Here is a 22,392-nt window from a genome sequence, read left to right as displayed (position 1 = left end):
TTAGGCATGTTGTTTTAATACAATTTTGAGGAATGCGAATGTGCTAAAACATTTTCAAAGCCTTAAATTTGTTGACAAGTCAGGCATATTCAAGAATTGATAAAATAAGCCTGACTTTAAAACGAATGAAATGCCTTAAACATCAATAGGTGTTTTATTTGAAAATTTTTAATTCGGGATTCACAATTTGGATTATCGAGTAAAAACCAAACATATGTTCGATTTTACGGCTACCTATACCGATCAATACCAGCTTGCCATGTCGCAGGTATATTTTAAAAATGGAAAACGAAATTCTAGAGCGGTCTTCGATTATTATTTTAGAAAGATTCCCTACGGAAGCGGTTTTGCCATTTTCGCGGGTTTAGAGGATTTACTTGAAATTATTACCAATCTGCGTTTCAGTAAAAAAGATATTGAGTTTTTAAAGCATTACGACTTCGAAGACGATTTTCTAGAATATTTGGAGAACTTTAAATTTTCGGGAAATATTTACTCAGTACAAGAAGGTGATATTGTTTTTCCGACAAGACCTGTTTTACAGGTAGAAGCCAATTTGATCGAAGCACAGATCATAGAAACTATTCTGTTGAACTTACTCAACTTCCAGACATTAATCGCCACCAAAGCGAGTAGAATGCGATTGGTTTCTGGATCACGAACTTTATTAGATTTTGGTTTACGACGTGCGCAGGGACCGGGCGGATATTACGCTTCCAGAGCGGCAATGATTGGTGGTTTTAATGGAACTAGTAACGTTATTGCAGGTCGTGATATGGACATTCCTGTTTCGGGAACGATGGCTCATTCTTTTATCCAAAGTTACGACGACGAACTAACTGCCTTTCGAGAATTTGCTAAAGGAAGACCAAAAGGTTGCGTGCTTTTAGTAGATACTTACGATACTTTAAAAAGCGGAGTTCCTAATGCGATTATCGTGGCTAAAGAAATGGAAGCGAAAGGACAAAAGCTACTTGCAATACGCCTTGATAGTGGAGATTTGGCTTATTTTGGTAAAATGGCAAGAAAGCAGCTTGATGATGCAGGTTTGGAATATGTGAAAATTGCGGCTTCTAATCAGTTAGATGAATATGTGATTAAAAGTTTACAAGAGCAGGATGCGCCAATCGATATTTATGGAGTAGGAACGAATCTAGTAATCGGTAAACCAGATGCTGCCTTGGACGGTGTTTACAAATTGACCTTTTCTGACGGGCAACCACGGATAAAAATTTCAGAAAGTTTAATTAAAACCACACTTCCGCATCGTAAGCAGGTGTACCGAATGAAAGATAGCCATGGAGAATGCGCCGGTATCGATATGATTGCTATGGAAAATGAAACTGAAACGAATATTTCGAAAGTCTTTCATCCTTCAGAACCTTATAAATTTTTAGATGTTTCTGCATATAAAAAAGAAGCCTTACTAAAGCCTGTAATGGAGGATGGGAAGATGACCATTAAAAGAAGAACACTTACTGAAATTGCCGAATATAGCAAATCAAGATTGGCCGAATTGCCTTTGGAATATAAACGTTTTAATAATCCACATATTTATAAAGTCAGCATTTCAGAAAAACTGAAAGAAGAAAGAGATCGATTGATTAGCGAACACAAAATGTAATTTTTATGAAGGCTTTAGTGCTTATAGATGTACAAAACGACTTTATGCCGGGTGGTGCTTTAGCGGTTTCCGATGGCGATCAAATTGTGCCGATAATTAATAGGCTTCAGGATAAATTTGATTTGGTAATTGCGACTCAGGATTGGCATCCTGCCGGGCACGCAAGTTTTGCTAGTACGCATCATAAAAAAGTTTATGAGGTTATCGATCTAAATGGAATCGATCAGGTAATGTGGCCAGATCATTGCATCCAGGGTAGCGACGGTGCAGCATTTCATGAAGATTTGAAATTGGATAAAATTGAAGCTATTTTTAGAAAAGGAACAGATCCTGAAATTGATAGTTATAGCGGTTTTTACGATAATGCACATTTAAAATCGACCGGATTAAGCGGCTATTTAAAAGAAAAAGATGTTACCGAGCTTTATTTTGTAGGTTTAGCGGGTGATTTTTGTGTTGCTTTTAGTATCAAAGATGCGTTGAATGAAGGTTTTAAAACTTTTTTAGTTGAAGATGCTACTCGAGCGATAGATGCTGAAGGTTTTGGAAAAGCAAAAGCTGAAATTGAAGCAAATGGAGGTAAGATTTTAAATTCAGATGAAGTATAAATTCTCTTTTGTATTAATAGTGTTGTTGGCTATTTTGAGCTGTAAAAATGACGAAACTCAAAAAACACAAACAGCGATTATACCTGAAGAACCTTATATTATTCCGTCTGATAGTATTCCCGAGCGTACAAAGGCTTCAGCTTTAAATCTCGAGAAATATCAGTTATTTATTGATACCACCAAGACTTCAAAATTTTACGAGAATTTAGCTTCAGAAGTCTCTTCAGAAATTAAAAATCAAGCTAAAGCCATTTATCAGTTTATCGAACTAAAGAAATATAATGATCGCTTTGTGATCTATAAGCCCTGTAAGGGAAAAGTGCCTCGCTATTATATTTCAAAAGAAAAGATCGTCAAAAAAGGGAATCTTGAAAATATAGAATATCCTTTAAAGGATTTTATGCTTTCTGCCGGAAACCGTGTGTTGTTTAAAGATGAAGAAAACGTATCAGTAAGCCTGAAAGAAATTAACGAGCAGGTGGTGCGACTGAAATATGATCAGTTTGAAGCTGAGGTTTATTTAACTTCAGTAGAAAACTTAAGGAATTTTGAAATGATGATTAATAATTGCCTGGGTGAAAAAGTAAGAGAATTCGACAATTTTCAGGAATAACTTTTAAAAATTAAGGTAATAAATATAACCGAAGTTAAACCAAATCGACCAGTCATTTGATTGGTTTTGTGGCCCCTGTACGTCTAGCCCTTCAATATAATCGCTACCGTAATATTGCCATTTAATTTCAGCAACTAAATCGCTATTTCTTCCTAAGCGATAACGCGTTCCGCCACCAAAAAGAAGATTGTAGGTAATACCATTGTCCAAATTTAATCCATCAGTAAAAGAGGGGAACAAAACTCCTGGGCGATCGAGGGGACCAAGATCACTATATGCATCGGGCATATAATATGCTAAGTGTGCTCCAACAGTCACGTAAGGTGAAAATCGATAAGAAAAGATAAGGAATTCTCTTATTTGCGTAAAATGCCATTCTAACTGACTTCCAAACTCTATAAGTTGCGCTTCACCGTGCATAGCACGCAACATCTCTCCTCTCGGGTTGTTTTGGTAAGATATAGGACCGTAGTGATCTAGATAAGTGTGGAAATAATCAATTTCTGTACGTACTCTAAAAAAGTCTTTAAAATAGTTGGTTTGGTTGTTATTCCCAGTAAACACAAAGTTCATATAATGCTGAAAACCAATCCCAAAACCAGTGTTTTGATAAAAGTTTCTAAACTCACCGCGCTGTCCATAATCGGTAGTGATAGCAAGTGGGCCTGCTGTTACACCAATTTCGTGCAGCACTTGCCCATATCCAAAATCAGATAAAAGGCATAAAAAAACGATCAAAAAACTAATACGAATCCGCTTCAATACAGGGGTTTATAGAATATTTCAGCAAATATATGAAAAGAAGGTTAGGTACAATTTAATTTGAATTTTTCTTTTTTTTAAGAAATGTCCAGAAAGTTAATATTATATGAAAAACTAAATTTTAAACGCTATTTTTTATATATCTCATATATTTGCACCTCGAAACAACATATTCTTTAAAACAAATTTAAGCGACACCATATGGAAAAAAATATACAAGATTTCTTGGATAAAGTGTCTCAAAGAAATCAAAACGAACCAGAATTCTTACAAGCGGTTCATGAAGTTGCTGAAACTATTATACCTTTTATAGAACAAAATAAGAAATATCAAAATGCTAAGTTATTAGAGCGCATGGTAGAGCCAGAGCGCGTTGTCATGTTTAGAGTAACATGGTTGGATGATAATGGTGATATACAAATAAACCGCGGATATCGTATTCAGATGAATTCTGCAATCGGACCTTACAAAGGTGGTTTGCGTTTTCATCCTTCAGTAAATATAAGTATTCTTAAGTTTTTAGCCTTCGAGCAAACGTTTAAGAATAGTCTTACAACATTGCCTATGGGTGGTGCAAAAGGAGGAGCAGATTTTAATCCAAAAGGAAAATCTGATAACGAGGTGATGCGTTTTTGCCAAAGCTTTATGACAGAGCTTAGCAAACATATAGGATATAATACCGATGTTCCTGCCGGAGATATAGGAGTAGGCGCAAGAGAAGTAGGCTATATGTTTGGACAATATAAGAGAATCCAGAACGAATTTACCGGGATATTAACGGGTAAAGGACTTTCTTATGGAGGATCTTTAATTCGTCCTGAAGCTACTGGTTATGGAAATGTATATTTTACTCAAAATATGCTGAAAACTAAAGGCGAAAAGCTAGAAGGAAAAACAGTTGTAATTTCGGGATCTGGTAATGTTGCTCAATATGCAGCAGAGAAAGCGATCGAACTTGGTGCTAAAATCGTAACCATGTCTGATTCTGGTGGATACATTTATGATGAAAATGGTATCGATTCAGAAAAGCTTCAGTTTATCATGGAGCTTAAAAATGAGAAGCGTGGTAGAATAAAAGAGTATACTGAAGAATATAATAATGCCAATTTTTACGAAGGTAAAACACCATGGGACGTTAAATGCGATGTTGCTTTGCCATGTGCAACCCAAAATGAACTTGAAGAACAAGATGCTAAGAAATTAGTAGAAAACGGTTGTATGTGTGTTGGTGAAGGAGCAAATATGCCATGTACACCAGAAGCTGTAGAAATTTTCCGTGATGCGAAAATCTTATTCTCGCCTGGTAAAGCTTCAAATGCTGGTGGTGTTGCTACTTCAGGATTAGAGATGACGCAAAACTCAATGCGTTATAATTGGACGGCAGAAGAAGTAGACAAAAAACTTCACGAAATCATGAATGATATTCATGAGAAATGTGTAGAATATGGTACAGATAAGGAAGGTCATGTAGATTACGTAAAAGGAGCAAATATTGCCGGTTTTGTTAAAGTGGCCGATGCAATGCTAGCACAGGGAGTTGTATAAACTTCCGTTTAGATAAATATTTAAGAGCCGCTTCTAGAAGCGGCTTTTTTTATACCTTAATCCGCTAAATGCAGTGAACAATTTAGATCACAAGTCTATTTGAAATCCTATGCTGATTAATACAAATGCAATAGTTATTAGTGCGCTAAAATACGGTGAAGCCGATCTTATCGTAAACCTCTACACGTTAGAAAGCGGTTTGCGCACGTATATGCTACGCGGAATTTTAAAATCGAAAAAAGGAAAATTTAAGGCAAGTCAATTTCAGCTTTTAACGCAGCTTGAGATTGTGGCAAACCATAAAAATAAGGGTGCTTTAGAATATCTAAAAGATGCTAAAGTGATCAATACGTATGCTACGCTGCATACCAATATGATTAAAGCGAGTGTAGTCATGTTTATTGCTGAAGTTTTAAAAAGTGCGGTAAGAGAAGAAGAAGCCAATCCTGCTTTATATAATTTCTTAGAAACCGCCTTCAGTTGGATGGATTTACATGATAAGATTGCGAATTTTCATATCATGTTTTTGCTGAAATTATCTGGGTTTTTAGGTTTTCAGCCTGATAATTTAAATACAGAGCAACCCTTTTTCAATTTGTTAGAAGGTACTTTCGAACCTATTAAAACCAACGATTATTGCATACAAGACGAAAATCTTGATATTTTGCGTGCATTTTTAAACGTAGGCTTTAACGATATGGAGCAGGTGAAGTTAAGCAGTTCACAACGATCAGACTTTTTAAAAATGATGCTCTTGTATTACGAACTACATATCGATGGCTTTAGAAAACCAAAATCGCTAACCGTCCTCAACGAAATATTTAATTAATGCGCTATTTAATACTTTTCTTCTTTATTGTTATTAGCCAAAATCTATTGGGACAACACATCATTGTTCTCGATAAAGCTACGGAAGAACCTTTAAGCGACGTCGTAATTTTTAATGCTGAAAGAACCAAAAGCAGTTTAAGTAATTTTAAAGGGCGCATAGATATTTCAAAATTCGATTCAGCTGAAGTACTTTTTTTTCAGCATGTTTCGCATGAATTGTTTGAAATTAGAAAATCCGACATCAAAGATCAGATTGTGTACCTTCAGGAAGATCAAAATAAACTGGATCAGGTAGTGCTTTCCGTAGCGAAATTTCAACTTCAAAAGGATGAAATTCCGCAGAAAATTGTGAGTATGGATCGAGGAGATGTTATTCAAAACAGTCCGCAAACCGCAGCCGATCTTTTAGAAAGCACCGGGCAGGTTTTTGTTCAGAAAAGTCAGTTAGGTGGCGGTAGCCCAATGATTCGGGGTTTTGCTACCAATCGCGTGTTAATTTCAGTAGATGGAGTTCGTATGAATACCGCCATTTTTAGAAGCGGAAATCTTCAAAATGTCATAAATATCGATCCTTTGGCAATTGAAAGATCAGAGGTTATCTTGGGGCCGGGATCGATGGTGTATGGTAGCGATGCGATTGGCGGAGTTATGAATTTTTATATGCTAAAACCTCGATTTTCGTTTGGTGCAGAAACTTCGGTTAGCGGTAATTTCTACGGAAGGTTCTCTTCTGCCAATAACGAACAGACGTTGCATGCCGATGTAAATGTAGGAAGGCGAAATTGGGCATTTCAGACTTCAATTTCTTATTCCGATTTTGATGATTTAGAAATGGGAGAACATGGCCCCGATTCGTATTTGAGGCCGGAATATACTTCAACAGAAAACGGGCAGGATATAATTTTGCAAAATGAAGATCCACTAATCCAGAAACCTACCGCTTATAGGCAGCTTAGTTTATTAGAAAAAGTAAAATATATGCCCAATGAAAACTGGAATTTCAATTTAGGGCTTATTTATAGTGAAACTTCAGATGTTCCAAGATACGATCGTTTATATCGAAAGAGAGGCGGGGAGCTGCGATCGGCAGAATGGTATTATGGGCCACAACGATGGTTTTTAGGTGATTTTAAAATTAATAAAAAAGGAAACGGAGTATTTTACGATAAAGCGCAGTTTACACTCGCATATCAGTATTTTGAAGAGAGTCGTCACGATCGTGATTTTGGCGATGAAATTTTATTTAATACGGAAGAAAATGTAGGCGCTTATTCTGCAAATCTTGATTTTGAAAAAGCATTTGCAGGTAGTAAATTATTTTACGGTTTAGAATATGTAAATAATCAGATTACTTCTGAAGGTTTTCAGGAAAATATTGATTCAGGTGCTCGGCAGCAAACCACTTCTCGTTATCCCGATAATTCCAGCTGGCAGTCGTTAGCGGCTTATGCTACTTACCAGTGGAAAATACAAGAGGCACTCAATTTTCAGTCTGGATTACGCTATAATCACGTTATTTTAAATGCGAGCTTCGATGAAAATCTCTATAATTTTCCGTTTCAGGATGCCGATAGTAATAGCGGAGCATTAACGGCAAGTGCTGGAATAAACTGGAAACAAAATCAATTTTTGCAATGGCGCGTTAATGCATCGACAGCTTTTAGAGCACCAAATATCGATGATACGGGGAAGATATTTGATTCTGAACCCGGCTCGGTTGTAGTCCCCAATCCCGATCTAAAATCCGAATATGCTTACAATGCTGAAGTTGGCGTAAATTGGACACCAGCTGAAAATATTAGGTTTTGTTTTACAGGATTTTACACCTGGTTAGAAGATGCGATGGTACGCCGTGATTTTAATTTGAATGGCGAAACAGAGATCGATTATCAAGGTGAACCTAGTAATTTACAGGCGATACAAAATGCATCGAAAGCGCATGTTTATGGTTTTGAAGGAAATGTTGAGGTCGATTTTTCGGTGGCTTTACGACTGGCTTCAAAAATTTCTATAACCGAAGGAGAGGAAGAATTAGATGATGGCTCGGTAGCACCTTTAAGACATGCAGCGCCACTATTTGGGAATACACATTTAATTTGGCATAAAAAGAAAGTAAAACTCGATCTTTTTGCAGTATATAATGGAAAGATCAGTTATGATAATTTAGCTACTTCAGAGCAGGGAAAAGCCTATTTGTATGCGATCGATGCGAACGGAAATCCATATTCGCCATCCTGGTATACTTTAAATTTAACCGGGCAATATGATTTAGATGAAAACTGGTTGCTTACCGCTTCGGTCGAAAATATTACCGATCAGCGTTACCGAACCTATAGCTCTGGAATCGCTGCTGCTGGCCGTAACTTGATAATTTCAGCAAGATTTAGTTTTTAGGGGATTTTCACTTATAGCGCTTAGCTGAAAATTTTCTATATTTAAATAGAATTAAACTTCTCTAGTTTTGTAATCTTACTTTCGCATGAAAAAACTAGTTATTTTAATGATTTGCCTATTAGGTACGCTGGCTGCAAGCGCACAGGTTACACGTGTTAAACTTGCCAAGGATACTTCAGAAAAACCTTTGCTCATTATCAATGATGCAATTATTGCTGGAGAAAGTGAGTTGAAGGTTATTCCTAAAAATTCGATTTCAGAAATGGAAATTATCAAGGATAAATCTGTAGGTACTAAAAACTTATTTGCAGATCATGAAAATCCGGGACTTCTTTTCTTAACCGTTCAGGACGAATTTGTAACTAAATCACAATCTGAAGTAAATGAATTCTTTGGTCTGGATAGCAAAATTGATGTTTACATAAATGGCTATTTAGTTGAAAACAAAAAACTAAAAATACTAAGCAGAAGTATCGATAAAGTCGAAATTATGGAAAAAGATCAATTAAGGCTTAAAACTGCCGTTTTGAATATTTCGCTAATCTGATTTGGATAGCATTATATGAATGCTAATATTAGGGGTTTTCACCCTAATTTTCTGTTATTAACTTATTTCAAATTTATTATAGTGTACCTTAAGAGGTATTAATCTCACAGTCATGAAAAAAGTGCTTTTGATTTCTATTATTTTGAATTTATGCTTTTGTGCGACTGCTCAAAGTCTAAAAATCACCTATAAAATGGATTATTCTGAAGGGCAGAAAGATCTTTCGAAGATTGAAAATATGATGGTGCGTAAATACCGAAAGAATGAAATTGCCGCTCTTCCTTATGTAGAATTAATTTTGCTGATACAAGGTAAATCTTCAAAGTTTTATACCGAAAATATAATGCCTTTTGAAAATAGGGATATGCAAAGTGGTTATAGTGCAGCTTTAGTGTCTGCCAATGGTAAAAGAGTATTCTATAAAAGTGATAGCTCAAAATTTAATTTTGAAGATATTGATGGAAAGAGTTATAAAATTTTAGCTAATAGAGAGAAGTATAACAGATGGAAGATTACTAAAGAACATAAAATGATCTTAGGCTATAAATGTTTTAAAGCTGAAATGGAGTACAAAACTTTCGATAAATATATGGAGCCGTTATGGGTGCCCGTCGAAGCCTGGTTTACTCCAGAGATTTCTGTTTCTACCGGTCCGTTAGATTTTGATGGGCTGCCGGGATTAATTTTGGAAGCTACAAGGGATAACAGAGTCACATATTTCGCAACAAAAATAGAGAACAGAAATGATATAAGTATAGAAATTCCAAGCGCTAAAAAAACAATTACATATCAGGAAAGAGATACAATTGCGAAGAAGCAACTTCTGGAAATAAAAAGAAGAAGTGAAATGTATGGAACAGAATTTTAGTCTATACCGTTAATTCTTGTATGGTTTAACTAATCATTTAGTTTTATTTGGTATATTAGGTTTTCATCCATCAAAGATCTATGCTTCGCCAGTCACTATTTTATTTCTTTATCATATCTCTATCCTTAAGCAGCTATGCTCAAACTGGCACAATCTGTCATTACAAGATCGTAGAATTTAAAAAGTTTGAGATTAAAAAGCCGGGTGATGAAACCCATCGCTACGCTGTAGAAACTTTAAATAAAGCCAGAGAAGCCGCTTTAGAATTTGAATTTGTACTTCAGTTTAACGATTCTGTTTCTTCATTTCAGCTGGTAAATCAAATGAATAATGATGTCAATAAGCCGGGAGTTGCTGCTATAGGTCATGCAGTAATCGGAAAAGGTAAATTTTACCAGAATTCGAAAAAAGGTATTTGGTTAAAAACTTCGAAAACTGCTGGTAAAAAATATACAGTTCAGGATTCGATAAATTTTGATTGGGTAGTTACTAAAGAGACCAAAATTATCAATGGTTTTACCTGCTATAAAGCTGAGCTTCCAGAAAATGGCACAATTGAAGAGGTTTGGTTTACGCCACAGATTACGGCATCTTTTGGACCCTTAGGTTTATGCGGTTTACCTGGTTTGATAGTTGAAGTGAAGCGCGGAACTTTTGTTCTTTCTTTAGTCGAGATCAGCACGAACGAAATTGTTGATATTGAAAAGCCAGATTTTGGTAAATTAATTTCCGCAGAAAAATATAATAAAATGATGGATAAAATTCGCAGTACAATTTTTGATAAGAATTGAGATGAAATCTTTACTCTGTATATTTTTTATTATAAATGTTTTGGCCGGTAACGCACAAGACTCTGGAATCGTAACCTATAAAAAGGAGTGGAAAAATTTATATTCTGAATCTGAGTCGGGGAAGCAGGATAAAGTTTCAAATCCGCAAAAATATAGAGAATACCGTGAGTTGGAAAAACTTCAGAAAGAACTTACAAAGCAGCTAGCTTATAAACTGAAATTCGATAAAGATCGAAGCTTTTTTTATTTGGAAGACTTGCTGAGTATCGAAAATCAATCCGACTTAGCCTTGGCTAAAGGACCTTTTCAGGGAGATTATTATTATGATCGAAAGGCAGATTCCGTGATCTGGGCGATTGAAGCTCTGGGAGAAAAATTTCTTGTGAATTTAGATAAAATCGATTGGAAACTAGAAAAAAAGCAAAAAATGATTAGTGGTTATTCCTGTTTTAAGGCTTCAGCAAAAATTCCATTAGATAATGGTGAATTTGAAAACGTAAATGCCTGGTACGCTCCAGAAATTCCGCTCAGTTACGGCCCTTTACAATATAATGGTCTGCCGGGATTGGTTGTGCGGTTTGAAACGGGGAGTGAGCGATATACACTTGCCCAAATTAAGCAAAAAGAGATAAAATTTAATTTTCCGAAAAAAAGGAACTTCTATTAGTGAATCTGACTTTTTTAAGCAATTTGAAAATTTTAAATTATGAGAATTATAATGAATAAAGTTTATGTTTTACTGTGCCTTTTAGGCTTTTCAATGGGTGTGAATGCGCAGTCTTCGGGAGAGAATAACAAAGTGTTTTATCTGAATGTCTTTATAAATGCGAATAAAATTGTTTATGTTGAAGAAGAAAAAACTTCGTTCAAAAATATAGAAGATCAGGTTACAGAGATGCTGCGCAAGCAGCCTTTTAAAATAGATCAGCAAATTATTTTTAGAATTTTTGGCGATAAAGATCTTGATATGGGCTATATCATAGATGTAAATGCTGAAATGAGAAAAGCAATTCGAGAAAATATAAAAACAGAGCGTTACCTTTTAGAAACAAAAAAGTTAAATATCGATGGTGAACACTGGTTTCAGAAAATCGATCTAAAAGCGCTAAAACAATGAAGAATTTAAGGTGTTTTTTATTAATCTGTTTTTTTGGATTTTCTTTAAATGCACAAAGTCTGGAGGTGGTTTACGGGGTAAGTACAGAACTTTCGTTAACAAAAGAACAACTCGAAAAAATACCGGCGCAAATAAGAGAAGATTATAAACAATCTTTTACGAATCTAAAACACATTAAATACATACTTCAAATTAAAAATACTACAAGCCTGTTTAAAATGCAGGAATCCATGAAAAATGAGGCCTTACGCGGATTTGCATTTACCAAGGTTATGGCAGGTTTTAGTGGGACTTACTATAATAACTATCAAAAAGATATAGCCTTAAATCAGGTAAATGCTTTTGGTAGGGATTTTATAATAAGGTCTAAAATGAAAAATATGAAATGGAAACTCAGTAAAGAGCAAAAAACCATTAAAGGTTTTAATGTTTATAAAGCTAGAGGATTTGAAACCATTAAAAATAATTCAGGAGAGCACGAAATACCGATTATTGCTTGGTATACTCCAGAAATAAATTTACCGGTTGGCCCGGCCAATTATGGAAATTTACCGGGGCTTATTTTGGAATTGGAAAGGAACAAGAAAACCTATACTGTTGAAAGTATAGAAGAAAAAGAAAACATAGAAATCGAAAGACCAAGCAAAGGTAAGCGGGTCACGCAGGCAGAGTTTGAAGAGATCGGCGCTAAAGTGATGAAGAATTTAGGCAATTAATTGCACCTTTAATTACAATTTTTAACTAAAAGTTATGCTAAAAAGAAAGATTATAATACTTTTTCTCTTCGGACTGAAATTCTCAGCTTTTAGTCAGAGTTTTTCAGGAGAAATCACCTATAATGTGAAACTTGGCTATAAACCACTGAATGATAAAGATGAAAAATATAAACGAGGTTCGTCTATTATAGCCGATATAGTTGAAAGCTCTCAAAAAGATATTGAAGCTATTAAAACCAAGCTGAAGTTTAATTCTGTGGTTGCCGTTTATTCAATGGAACAGCAGATGGAAAGGGATGTATCATCAAAATTTGAGGCTGCAACCGCAATGTTAAAACTAAATAATACATTTTATCAATTTCAAAAAGATAAATTACTACTGAAACAAACAGAGGCATTTGATAAAACTTTTCTAATTAAAAGCTCATGGGATATGAATTGGGAGATTAGTAAGGAAACCAAAAGCATTAATGGTTATAGGTGTTTTAAGGCAACAACAACAGAAGTTGTTAAAAACCGAAGCGGAGTTTTCGAATCACCAGTAGTTGCATGGTTCACCCCCGAAATTCCTAATGAATATGGACCTATAGGTTATGGTGGATTGCCTGGTTTAATTTTAAAACTTGAAGTGAAATCGAATTTCCCTGCTCAATACGAAGCGGAATCAATTGAAATAAGCAAAAAGGCATTAAAAATTAAAAAACCGTCTGGGGAAGAAATCTCAGAAAAAGAGATGAATAAAAAGTATGAACAATCTGTTGGTAATCGTCTGTAATTTAATTAATAAGCTTTTTATTGAAACTAAACTCATACTTACTTTTTATTTTAGGATTGTGTATGTTTGGCGCTAATGCCCAAACAATCCATTCCGGTACCGTTAAGATTCTACTAATGCGCCACTCCATGGCGCTAAGCTTATTGCGATCTCAGATAGTGATGTGCTTAATATGGCGTTTTCAATTTCTGATGAAAATATTAAAGGGTGTTTTTCCCCTATTTTAGACCAGGACGTTAAATTTAACAGTTTTGATTTGCTCCCCCCCCCTTAAAAAGGTGTAGATTCATGTTATTCAACGATTTATTGCGCAGTTTGTCGGTTGATTATTATTTTATTAACCTTTAAATTTTTTATTTATGAAAAGCAGATTTATATTTTTAGCGATTGGTATTTTTTTCTGTTCTATTTTTAGTTTGGACTTGAATGCTAAAGATGAGGTTATTGAGAATCAGATAACATGTTTTGATTTAGCAGAGAATACAGCTGGAGATTATCAAAATGACATGTTGAATGAATTCACTACTGTAATAACTTATGATGAGTTCATGACAATTTGGTATGAAGCCTATGATACATGTATAGCTCATGGTGGATATTAATTTAAAACTCAGTTCAATTTTTCAGTATTTTAAATGAATACAAAAACTTCCCTTGTTGTTATTTTAATGGTATTAACCTCTTGTTTTTTAAGGGGCAGAACGGTTATGCTTATTATAAGAAAAGATTATTAAACGATGCCAACAAGGAGAATGTTAACTCTAAATTTCAAAAAGCGATTAAAATGCTTCATGAACAAGATTTTATATTGTCATTTAATACACAAAATGCTTTGTTTAAAAAAGTTGATAATATGAGCATTGAAACTAATAAATCATTTGAAGCATATACGAGAGCTTTATCTGGGTTTACTGGTCAAACATATTTCGATAGAAGAAAAAAAAATGTTATTCATAAAAAAGAGTTTTTAGGGAATTTTTTTTTAATTAATAAGAAGAAAATTAATTGGACACTGACTAAAGAACAATTAAAAATAAGCAGTTTTGAATGTTATAAGGCTGTGGCGAAGGAAACAATTAATAGTCCTACAGGGTTTCATGAAATTGATTTAATCGCATGGTATGCCCCTGATATTTCTTTACCTTATGGGCCAGATGGGTATGGTGGTCTACCGGGATTGATTATATGCTTGAAGAATAATGGTAGAGTAACTACTTTGAAAAAAATAGAATTACTGAATGATAAAGAATTAGTTAATATCAATTTTATTTTGGAAGGTAAGTATGTAACAGAAAATGAATATGACAAAATGGTGATAAAAGCATTTGAAAATAGGTTTTAAAGCTGTTAAGCTTATTATATCCGATGTCTCTTTATCTTTTTTGAAACATATAATCAAGATCTTTTAGATTGTTACATTTTTAATTAATTTTATTTGACAAAATTCCTGTCCATAATTGCTATAGTTGCAATTAGTGCACTCAAAACTTCGGCCCAAACCTACACCGGCACTGTAAAGGATTCCGCTAATGCGCCGCTTCATGGTGCTAAGCTTATTACGATCCCAGATAGTAACAATCTTAATATGGCTTTTTCTTTGTTCGTGCAATAAAGATTGGATAGGGTGTTTTTCCCCTATTTTAGCTCAGGACGTTAATTTTAACAGTCATGATTCCTCCCCCCATAAAAAGATGTAGGTTTATGTTATTCAACGATTTATTGCGCAATTTGTCGGTTGTTTTTTTATTTATCACTAAAATTTTTTTAATGATGAAAAGAATAACATTTCTATTTACGATGTTTTTAGCATTTGCATTAAATGCATCAACCTCATTTATGCCAAGGAAAGTCGAGCAAACCTGTTTTGAAAAAGCTGATGAAGAGTTCAATGAAACAGATGGTACTCATCAAGAAAAATATGATGCATTCATCAAAGAGTATGACGAATGTATGGAAGAAGGAAATTAATTTAGCAAACATAAGAATTATGGATACTCTCATTTTAGAGTATCCATATCTTTATAGGTATGAAATATTTATTTATTACTTTATTTTTATTTCTGAGTTTTAAAGCAACAGCACAATCTCTACAAGTTGTTTATGGAGTAAGTACTGATGGACTTTTAGATGAAGAACAAAAGAACCGGGTTTCTCAAAGAACAAAAGAATCTTTCTTAAAATACGAGCAAAATTTTAAGTATATTTCGTATACTTTAAATGTATTGGGTAGCGAAAGTGTTTTCCAGATGAATAGTTCGATGAAAAATGATGGCATCGATGGTTTAGAAGCTGCAAAAATACAGGCAAGTTTAAGGGGTATTTATTATAATAATCTTGATGAAAATCTATCACTGTATAAAACTCTTGCTTATGGTAAAACCTACATTATAAAGTCAAATTTGGACGCAATAGATTGGAATTTAAAAAAGGAATCTAAAACGATAGATGGAATAAAAACCTATAAAGCAACAGCTGTCCAGGAATACGAAACCGGTAAGGGTAAAAAGCAATGGAATTTAGTGGCTTGGTATGCTCCTGAAATTAATATTCCTTTTGGCCCTGCTAATTATGGTAATTTACCAGGTTTGATCTTGGAATTGAAAAGAGGTAAGAAGACCTATACCGTTAAAAAAATAAAAGAAATCAAAGTAAATAAAATACACAGACCAATTGATGGGGATATTATCTCTTTAAAGGAATTTGATGAAATTGGTAAAGAAATGACTAAGGATTTAGGCAATTAAATTGAAATTAAACTCACTCTTACTTTTTATTTTGGGATTGTGTATGTTCGGGGCTAAAGCCCAAACCTTCACCGGCACCGTTAAAGATTCGGTTAATGTGCCGCTTCATGGCGCAAATCTTATTGCGATCCCAGATAGTGACGATCTAAATATGGCGTTTTCCATTTCCGATGAAAAAGGACGTTATCGCCTTAACCTGGAAAAAGACAGTAGTTACGTAATCGAAATTAGTTATTTAGGCTATCAAAAAATTATCGATTCGATTATTGCCCGCCGTGATGTTCAGAAAAATTATACCATGCAGGCCAGTAACGAAAGCCTGGAAGAAGTGCTCATCAAAAAGAAAATGGCGGTGGTAGTTAAAGAAGATACCATAATTTACCGTACCGATGTTTTTAAAACCGGCGCCGAACGTAAACTCCGTGAAGTCTTAAATAAACTACCGGGCGTGGAAGTCGACCGTGAAGGAACTATTACCGTAAATGGTAAAAAGGTCGATAAACTAATGGTCGACGGAAAAACTTTTTTTACCGGAGATTCTAAACTAGCCGTAGAAAATATTCCTGCCGATGCTGTAGATGAGGTCGAGGTGCTCGATAATTATAGTGAAATTCCATTTTTAAAAGGGCTAGAGGATAGTGATAAAATGGCAATGAACATCAAATTATCTGAAGGCAAAAAGAATTTTGCTTTTGGCGATATTGAAGCCGGGGGAGGTGTGGAAGATCGCTATACCATTCATCCAACCTTATTTTACTACAGTCCTAAAACTTCAGTAAACGTCATAGGCGATTTTAATAATACTGGGCAAAAGTCGTTTTCTATGCAGGATTATATCAATTTTGAAGGTGGTTATTTATCACTAATGGATCGCCCAAATGCAAGTAGTATTTATAATGACGACTTCGCCCAATTTTTACAAAATGAAGATTTTACGTATAACAAAAATGAATTTGGAGCTTTTAATATCGCCCAGCAAATATCCAACAATTTAGATCTGAATGCTTACACCATTATTTCGAATAACAAGCTTGAAACACGGGAAGAATATAACATCACTTATATTGATGAAGATCGCGGGCTGGATGAATCTCGGGAAACGCAAGAAAATAACGACCTGTTTTTTACACTGAATAAATTGCAGCTGCGTTATCGCCCAAATGCCGATGAAGATCTTACTTACGATGCCTATGTAAAAACATCTTCGGCCACTAGCGACGGAATTTTAAATTCGGTAACTCCGATTGATTCCACGTTTATTAGCACAACTACGAGTCCGCAGGGGCTCGATTTTACTCAAAATTTAAGTTATAGTAAACAATTTTCTTTTGAGCATACGTCAACAGTCAATTTCGATTATAAATTTTCAAAGAATGAAAACGATAAAGATTGGTTATTCAATCAGCCTATTTTTAATACGATTATTCCGTTTGTAGAAGAAGATAGTCTACATTTATTTCAGCAAGTAAACACTACGGTCAATCAGGCAAATTTGGATATAAAACATTATTGGGTTCTTAATAACACCAATCATATTTATCCTGCTTTAGGTGTTAATTTCTCAGATCAGCGTTACAGCACACTCGATGAACAACAATTGGATTCAGGAGAAATTAATAATTTCAATGAAGCCGGTTTTAATAACGATGTTCATTATCGATTGGTCGATCAATATGTAGGTTTTCAGTATAAAACCATGTTTGGTGATCTTATTTTAAAACCTGGATTGTTTTATCATTATTACTTATGGCAGGTTACTCAGTTTTCAGAAAATATTTCAAATGAAACAAAACCAGTAGTATTGCCAGAATTCGAGAGTGAATACAAACTTGGCGGTTCAGAAAAATTACGCTTAAATTATAGAATGCGGTCTAGTTTTAATAATGCTTCAAGCTATGCAAATCGCTATCGGTTGAGTAGTTTTAACCGCATTTATCGGGGCAATGAAGATCTTGAAAATCAATTATACCACACGCTGTTATTAAGCTATTACAAGTTTAGCCTGTTTAAAGGCATCAATTACAATTTCTTTTTTAATTATTCCAATCGGGTAAATTCCATTTTAAATACCACTATTTTAGAAGGAATTAATCAGATTTCAAGTCCGGTGTATACCGATTTACCAAATGAAACTTATAGTTTTCGTGGTTCTTTTACTAAGCGTATAAGCGATTATCGTTTTACTGTCGATGCCAATGCATCTTTAGCAAATACTAGCCGAATTATAAACGAGAATACCATTGATTATGATTCAGAAAATTATGGTTATGGGTTGCGGGCGCGCACTACATTTAAAAAATTACCGAATCTCGATATAGGATACGATCATGATTTTAGTGCTTTTGGATCGGATACTTTTCAGAATAGATTTGTAAAGTTTACTCCGTTTGCACGATTAGAATATGATTTTTGGGACGGATTTATTCTGAAAGCTGATTATGAATATAATTATTATAAAAATCAGGAAACCAATCAGGTAAATAGATTTCAGGTAGGAAACGCCTCTTTATTTTACAATAAGATGGATAGCCCGTGGAGTTTTGAAGTTGAAGCGCTTAATATGCTAGATGCTAACTTCCGTAGAGAAAATTCATTTTCAGAATTTATCGTCACCGATCGTCGAGTTTATTTGCAACCAAGAGTTCTGCTATTTAAAGTGGCTTATAAACTGTAGTTGGATATTAGATCGATGCGCTTTTAGAATCTAGACTACAGAGCATAGAAAAATAGATATTTTTATGTTGAATTTTGAAGAATGAAATTCGGTATCATCTCGACCGAGCTGAAATTGAGAAATCTCTCCGCTCCGGTTGAGATGACACTTTTTTATGTGAATTCAAATCATGCTGAAAGTTGATCGCCACAAGCTAATAGCTAAAGTCTTAACTACTTTAAAAACAACGTAAAAATCAAGCTGTTATATTACGTTTTGTTTAATTCGGTTTTACCTGTGGGTTATTATTCCCAAGATTGGCTAATTTAAGCAGATAGCAACGGCTATTTTAGCAAAATTCCTTATTTTCGCACATCATTAGAAATTTTGAGGAAATGAGCACAAAGTTCCCTGAATATAAAGGACTTGACTTACCAAAAGTTGCAGAGGAGACATTAAAATATTGGAAAGAAAACCAAATATTTGAAAAGAGTATAACTTCACGTGAGGGTGAAAAGCCATTTGTGTTTTTTGAAGGCCCGCCATCAGCAAACGGATTGCCGGGAATTCACCACGTGATGGCAAGAGCAATTAAGGATATTTTTTGTCGCTATAAAACTCAAAAAGGATTTCAAGTTAAACGTAAAGCAGGTTGGGATACTCATGGTCTTCCGGTAGAGCTTGGTGTTGAAAAAGAACTTGGAATCACCAAAGAAGATATAGGCACTAAAATTAGTGTAGAGCAATATAACGAGGCTTGTAAGAATGCGGTAATGCGTTACACCGATGTGTGGAACGACCTAACTGAAAAAATGGGATATTGGGTAGATATGGACGATCCATATATTACCTACAAGCCAAAATATATGGAGACGGTTTGGTATTTGCTAAAACAGATCTATAACAAAGGTCTTATTTATAAAGGCTATACCATCCAACCCTATTCTCCAAAAGCAGGAACTGGTTTAAGTTCTCATGAGCTTAATCAGCCGGGAACCTATCAGGATGTTTCGGATACTACGGTAACCGCAATGTTCAAATCTAAAAAAGAAACATTACCTGCGGGATTAAAAGAATTTACTGAAGATGTATTCTTAATTGCCTGGACAACTACTCCTTGGACGCTTCCTAGTAACACCGCGCTTACTGTTGGTCCAAAAATCGAATATGTAGCGGTAAAAACCTACAATCAATATACGTTCGAGTCTATTAATATTTTGGTAGGTAAACCGCTTGTAGCGAAACAATTCGATAAGAAATTTAAGCAAGTAGAGAGCGAAGAAGAACTAAAAGCTTACAAAGAAGGCGATAAAAAAATACCTTTCTTAATTGGAGAAACTTACTTAGGGAAAGATCTAGTAGGAATCGAATATGAGCAATTATTGCCATATGCGCTGCCTTATGAGAACCCAGAGAATGCATTCCGTGTAATTTCAGGAGATTTTGTAACTACAGAAGATGGTACCGGTATTGTGCATACTGCGCCTACTTTTGGTGCAGACGATGCTATGGTTGCCAAACAAGCAACTCCTGCAGTGCCGCCAATGTTGGTGAAAGACGATAATGATAATCTAGTTCCACTAGTTGATTTACAGGGGAAATTTAGACCAGAAATGGGCGAATTTGCCGGTAAATATGTGAAGAACGAATATTACGATAATGGTGAGGCGCCTGAAAAATCTGTAGATGTAGAAATCGCTATTAAGCTGAAGGAAGAAAACAGAGCTTTTAAGGTTGAAAAATATGTCCATAGTTATCCAAACTGTTGGCGTACCGATAAGCCAATTTTATATTACCCGTTAGATTCCTGGTTTATTAAAGTGACCGATGTTAAAGATCGTATGCACGAGCTGAATACGGGTATTAACTGGAAACCTAAATCTACCGGAGAAGGTCGTTTTGGAAACTGGTTGGCGAATGCTAACGATTGGAACCTATCTAGAAGCCGATATTGGGGAATTCCACTACCAATTTGGAGAACCGAAGATGGTAGAGAAGAAAAAATAATTGGTTCTGTTGAAGAATTAAAAATAGAAATCACCAAAGCTGTGGAAGCCGGAGTGATGGACAAAGATATTTTTTCCGATTTTAAAATCGGTGATATGAGTGAAGAGAACTACGCCAATGTAGATCTTCATAAAAATGTGGTAGATACAATTACGTTGGTTTCTGAATCTGGAAATCCAATGAAGCGTGAAGCCGATCTTATCGACGTTTGGTTCGATTCTGGCTCTATGCCGTATGCGCAATGGCACTACCCATTCGAAAACAAAGAAAAAGTAGAGAAAGACTGGCGTAAAGCCGATTTTATTGCAGAAGGTGTCGATCAAACTCGTGGTTGGTTCTATACTTTACATGCAATTGCAACCATGACTTTTGATGATGTTGCTTATAAAAATGTAGTTTCAAACGGACTTGTTTTAGACAAAAACGGGCAGAAAATGTCTAAGCGTCTTGGTAACGCAGTAGATCCTTTTGAAACACTTGCCGCTTACGGTCCAGATGCGACACGTTGGTATATGATTGCCAATGCGAATCCTTGGGATAACCTAAAGTTTGATATTGAAGGAATAGGAGAGGTAAGCCGTAAATTTTTCGGAACACTTTATAACACGTATTCGTTCTTTACGCTGTACGCAAACATCGATAACTTTACGTATGCAGAAGCCGATGTTCCGTTAGAAGAACGTCCAGAAATAGATCGTTGGATTCTTTCAGAACTACATACGCTTATAACGAAAGTAGATAAGTTCTATGCAGAGTACGAGCCAACTAGAGCAACTAGAGCAATTTCAGAATTTGTTCAGGAGAATCTTAGTAACTGGTTTGTACGTTTAAGCCGAAGAAGATTTTGGAAAGGTGATTACGAGCAGGATAAAATTTCAGCATACCAAACTTTATATACTTGTCTTGAAACTGTAGCGAAGCTTGGAGCTCCTGTAGCGCCATTCTTTATGGATACTTTGTATAAAGATCTAAACAGCACTAGTAATAAAGAAAATTACGATTCAGTTCACACTGCTTTGTTCCCGATTTACGACGAGAAGTTTGTAGATAAATCTTTAGAGCGTAAGATGGAGAAAGCACAAACTGTTTCAAGCTTAGTGCTATCGCTACGTAAAAAAGAAATGATTAAGGTAAGACAACCACTACAACGCATTATGATTCCGATATTAGATAAGCAACAGGGAGAAGAAATTCTTGCCGTTCAAGATCTAATCAAATCTGAAGTGAATGTAAAGGAAATAGAGCTTATCGATGATGCTTCAGGAATTTTAGTGAAACAAATAAAACCGAATTTCCGTGTTTTAGGACCTCGTTTCGGAAAAGAAATGAAGCATGTTGTAGCGAAGATCAATCAGCTTCAGGCCGAAGATATTGCACACATCGAAAAAGAAGGAAAGATAGCTGTTGAAGTAAATGGAGAATTGATTACTTTGGATGCTAGTGAAGTAGAAATAAGTTCACAGGATATCGAAGGTTGGTTGGTAGCTTCCAGCGGAAATATAACCGTAGCTTTAGATGTGAGTATTTCTGAAGAATTAAAGAAAGAAGGTGTCGCTAGAGAATTGATTAATCGAATCCAGAATATGAGAAAAGATAGTGGATTTGAAGTAACCGACACCATTAATGTGACCCTACAAAAGGACGGTATTATCGAGGATGCCGTTAATGACAATATAACCTATATCAAAACTGAAACTTTAACTGCAGCACTCGAACTTGCAGAAGTAGTAAACGATGGAGTAGATGTTGAATTTGATGATGTTACTACTAAATTATTAATCACAAAAAACTGAGCCT

At 35.1% G+C, this 22,392-nt stretch carries 22 protein-coding genes; 20 read left to right on the top strand and 2 right to left on the bottom strand.

Going from position 1 to position 22,392, the window contains the following annotated elements; genetic code table 11:
• The first annotated feature begins 214 nt into the window (after positions 1-214).
• Genes QWY91_RS13035 through QWY91_RS13025 form a run of 3 tightly spaced genes read left to right on the top strand, consistent with a single transcriptional unit; the run spans position 215 to position 2,845 of the window.
• On the top strand, positions 215-1,624 hold the full coding sequence (locus QWY91_RS13035; protein ID WP_290235781.1) for a nicotinate phosphoribosyltransferase: 1,410 nt from the start codon (positions 215-217) through the stop codon (positions 1,622-1,624).
• Between the two features lie 5 nt (positions 1,625-1,629).
• Positions 1,630-2,232 (top strand): bifunctional nicotinamidase/pyrazinamidase, encoded by a 603-nt coding sequence (gene pncA, locus QWY91_RS13030; RefSeq protein ID WP_290235779.1) that lies wholly within the window; start codon positions 1,630-1,632, stop codon positions 2,230-2,232.
• Entirely contained in the window at positions 2,222-2,845 is a 624-nt protein-coding gene (locus QWY91_RS13025) for a hypothetical protein (RefSeq protein WP_290235778.1), read from the top strand. Before pncA ends, QWY91_RS13025 begins: the two co-directional genes overlap by 11 nt.
• Positions 2,846-2,848: 3 nt before the next feature.
• On the opposite strand, the gene QWY91_RS13020 is transcribed toward QWY91_RS13025, so the two are convergent.
• Positions 2,849-3,607 carry a THC0290_0291 family protein gene (locus QWY91_RS13020; RefSeq protein WP_290235777.1) on the bottom strand — a complete coding sequence of 253 codons (759 nt, stop codon included), beginning with the start codon at positions 3,605-3,607 and terminating at the stop codon, positions 2,849-2,851.
• A 201-nt stretch (positions 3,608-3,808) separates the two neighbouring features.
• Between QWY91_RS13020 and gdhA the strand changes: the two genes are divergently transcribed.
• The 10 genes from gdhA (at position 3,809) to QWY91_RS12970 (ending at position 13,191) form a co-directional block, all read left to right on the top strand.
• A complete protein-coding gene (gdhA, locus tag QWY91_RS13015) occupies positions 3,809-5,152 on the top strand; it encodes an NADP-specific glutamate dehydrogenase (protein WP_290235775.1) in 1,344 nt (447 codons plus the stop codon).
• 109 nt (positions 5,153-5,261) lie between these two features.
• A complete protein-coding gene (recO, locus tag QWY91_RS13010; RefSeq protein WP_290235773.1) occupies positions 5,262-5,981 on the top strand; it encodes a DNA repair protein RecO in 720 nt (239 codons plus the stop codon).
• A complete protein-coding gene (locus QWY91_RS13005) occupies positions 5,981-8,377 on the top strand; it encodes a TonB-dependent receptor plug domain-containing protein (protein ID WP_290235771.1) in 2,397 nt (798 codons plus the stop codon). Before recO ends, QWY91_RS13005 begins: the two co-directional genes overlap by 1 nt.
• An 85-nt stretch (positions 8,378-8,462) precedes the next feature.
• Positions 8,463-8,924: a hypothetical protein gene (locus QWY91_RS13000; RefSeq protein WP_290235769.1), complete on the top strand. Its 462-nt coding sequence runs from the start codon at positions 8,463-8,465 to the stop codon at positions 8,922-8,924.
• Positions 8,925-9,036: 112 nt separating this feature from the next.
• Positions 9,037-9,792, top strand: a complete 756-nt coding sequence (locus tag QWY91_RS12995) for a GLPGLI family protein (RefSeq protein WP_290235768.1) — start codon at positions 9,037-9,039, stop codon at positions 9,790-9,792.
• A gap of 80 nt (positions 9,793-9,872) precedes the next feature.
• Positions 9,873-10,583, top strand: coding sequence for a GLPGLI family protein (locus tag QWY91_RS12990; protein ID WP_290235766.1), 711 nt, complete (start codon positions 9,873-9,875; stop codon positions 10,581-10,583).
• Position 10,584: 1 nt separating this feature from the next.
• Complete coding sequence (locus QWY91_RS12985; RefSeq protein ID WP_290235764.1) at positions 10,585-11,250, top strand: GLPGLI family protein; 666 nt, start codon at positions 10,585-10,587, stop codon at positions 11,248-11,250.
• A gap of 39 nt (positions 11,251-11,289) precedes the next feature.
• Positions 11,290-11,700, top strand: a complete 411-nt coding sequence (locus QWY91_RS12980; protein ID WP_290235762.1) for an ExbD/TolR family protein — start codon at positions 11,290-11,292, stop codon at positions 11,698-11,700.
• Entirely contained in the window at positions 11,697-12,416 is a 720-nt protein-coding gene (locus tag QWY91_RS12975; RefSeq protein ID WP_290235760.1) for a GLPGLI family protein, read from the top strand. The genes QWY91_RS12980 and QWY91_RS12975 overlap by 4 nt, the downstream gene beginning before the upstream one ends.
• A 34-nt stretch (positions 12,417-12,450) precedes the next feature.
• A complete protein-coding gene (locus QWY91_RS12970; RefSeq protein ID WP_290235758.1) occupies positions 12,451-13,191 on the top strand; it encodes a GLPGLI family protein in 741 nt (246 codons plus the stop codon).
• Position 13,192: 1 nt separating this feature from the next.
• On the opposite strand, the gene QWY91_RS12965 is transcribed toward QWY91_RS12970, so the two are convergent.
• Positions 13,193-13,321, bottom strand: coding sequence for a hypothetical protein (locus QWY91_RS12965; RefSeq protein WP_290235756.1), 129 nt, complete (start codon positions 13,319-13,321; stop codon positions 13,193-13,195).
• A gap of 229 nt (positions 13,322-13,550) precedes the next feature.
• On the opposite strand from QWY91_RS12965, the gene QWY91_RS12960 reads away from it, so the two are divergent.
• The 7 genes from QWY91_RS12960 to ileS all read left to right on the top strand — a co-directional run bounded on the left by QWY91_RS12960 (position 13,551) and on the right by ileS (position 22,388).
• Entirely contained in the window at positions 13,551-13,793 is a 243-nt protein-coding gene (locus tag QWY91_RS12960) for a hypothetical protein (RefSeq protein ID WP_290235754.1), read from the top strand.
• An 80-nt stretch (positions 13,794-13,873) separates the two neighbouring features.
• A complete protein-coding gene (locus QWY91_RS12955) occupies positions 13,874-14,533 on the top strand; it encodes a GLPGLI family protein (protein WP_290235752.1) in 660 nt (219 codons plus the stop codon).
• A 93-nt stretch (positions 14,534-14,626) separates the two neighbouring features.
• The gene (locus QWY91_RS12950; protein ID WP_290235750.1) at positions 14,627-14,803 is read left to right on the top strand and encodes a hypothetical protein; all 177 of its coding nucleotides are present in this window, start codon (positions 14,627-14,629) and stop codon (positions 14,801-14,803) included.
• Positions 14,804-14,958: 155 nt separating this feature from the next.
• Entirely contained in the window at positions 14,959-15,159 is a 201-nt protein-coding gene (locus tag QWY91_RS12945) for a hypothetical protein (protein ID WP_290235748.1), read from the top strand.
• A 59-nt stretch (positions 15,160-15,218) separates the two neighbouring features.
• Positions 15,219-15,935 (top strand): GLPGLI family protein, encoded by a 717-nt coding sequence (locus QWY91_RS12940; RefSeq protein ID WP_290235747.1) that lies wholly within the window; start codon positions 15,219-15,221, stop codon positions 15,933-15,935.
• A gap of 43 nt (positions 15,936-15,978) precedes the next feature.
• Positions 15,979-18,609 carry a TonB-dependent receptor gene (locus tag QWY91_RS12935; RefSeq protein ID WP_290235745.1) on the top strand — a complete coding sequence of 877 codons (2,631 nt, stop codon included), beginning with the start codon at positions 15,979-15,981 and terminating at the stop codon, positions 18,607-18,609.
• Positions 18,610-18,983: 374 nt separating this feature from the next.
• Complete coding sequence (ileS, locus tag QWY91_RS12930) at positions 18,984-22,388, top strand: isoleucine--tRNA ligase (protein WP_290235744.1); 3,405 nt, start codon at positions 18,984-18,986, stop codon at positions 22,386-22,388.
• The last annotated feature ends 4 nt before the right edge of the window (positions 22,389-22,392 follow it).

The sequence above is a fragment of the Zunongwangia endophytica genome (genome assembly GCF_030409505.1).
GTDB lineage: Bacteria > Bacteroidota > Bacteroidia > Flavobacteriales > Flavobacteriaceae > Zunongwangia > Zunongwangia endophytica.
Note: the sequence above shows the minus strand (reverse complement) of the source record. Positions and strands in the feature narration are given on the sequence as shown.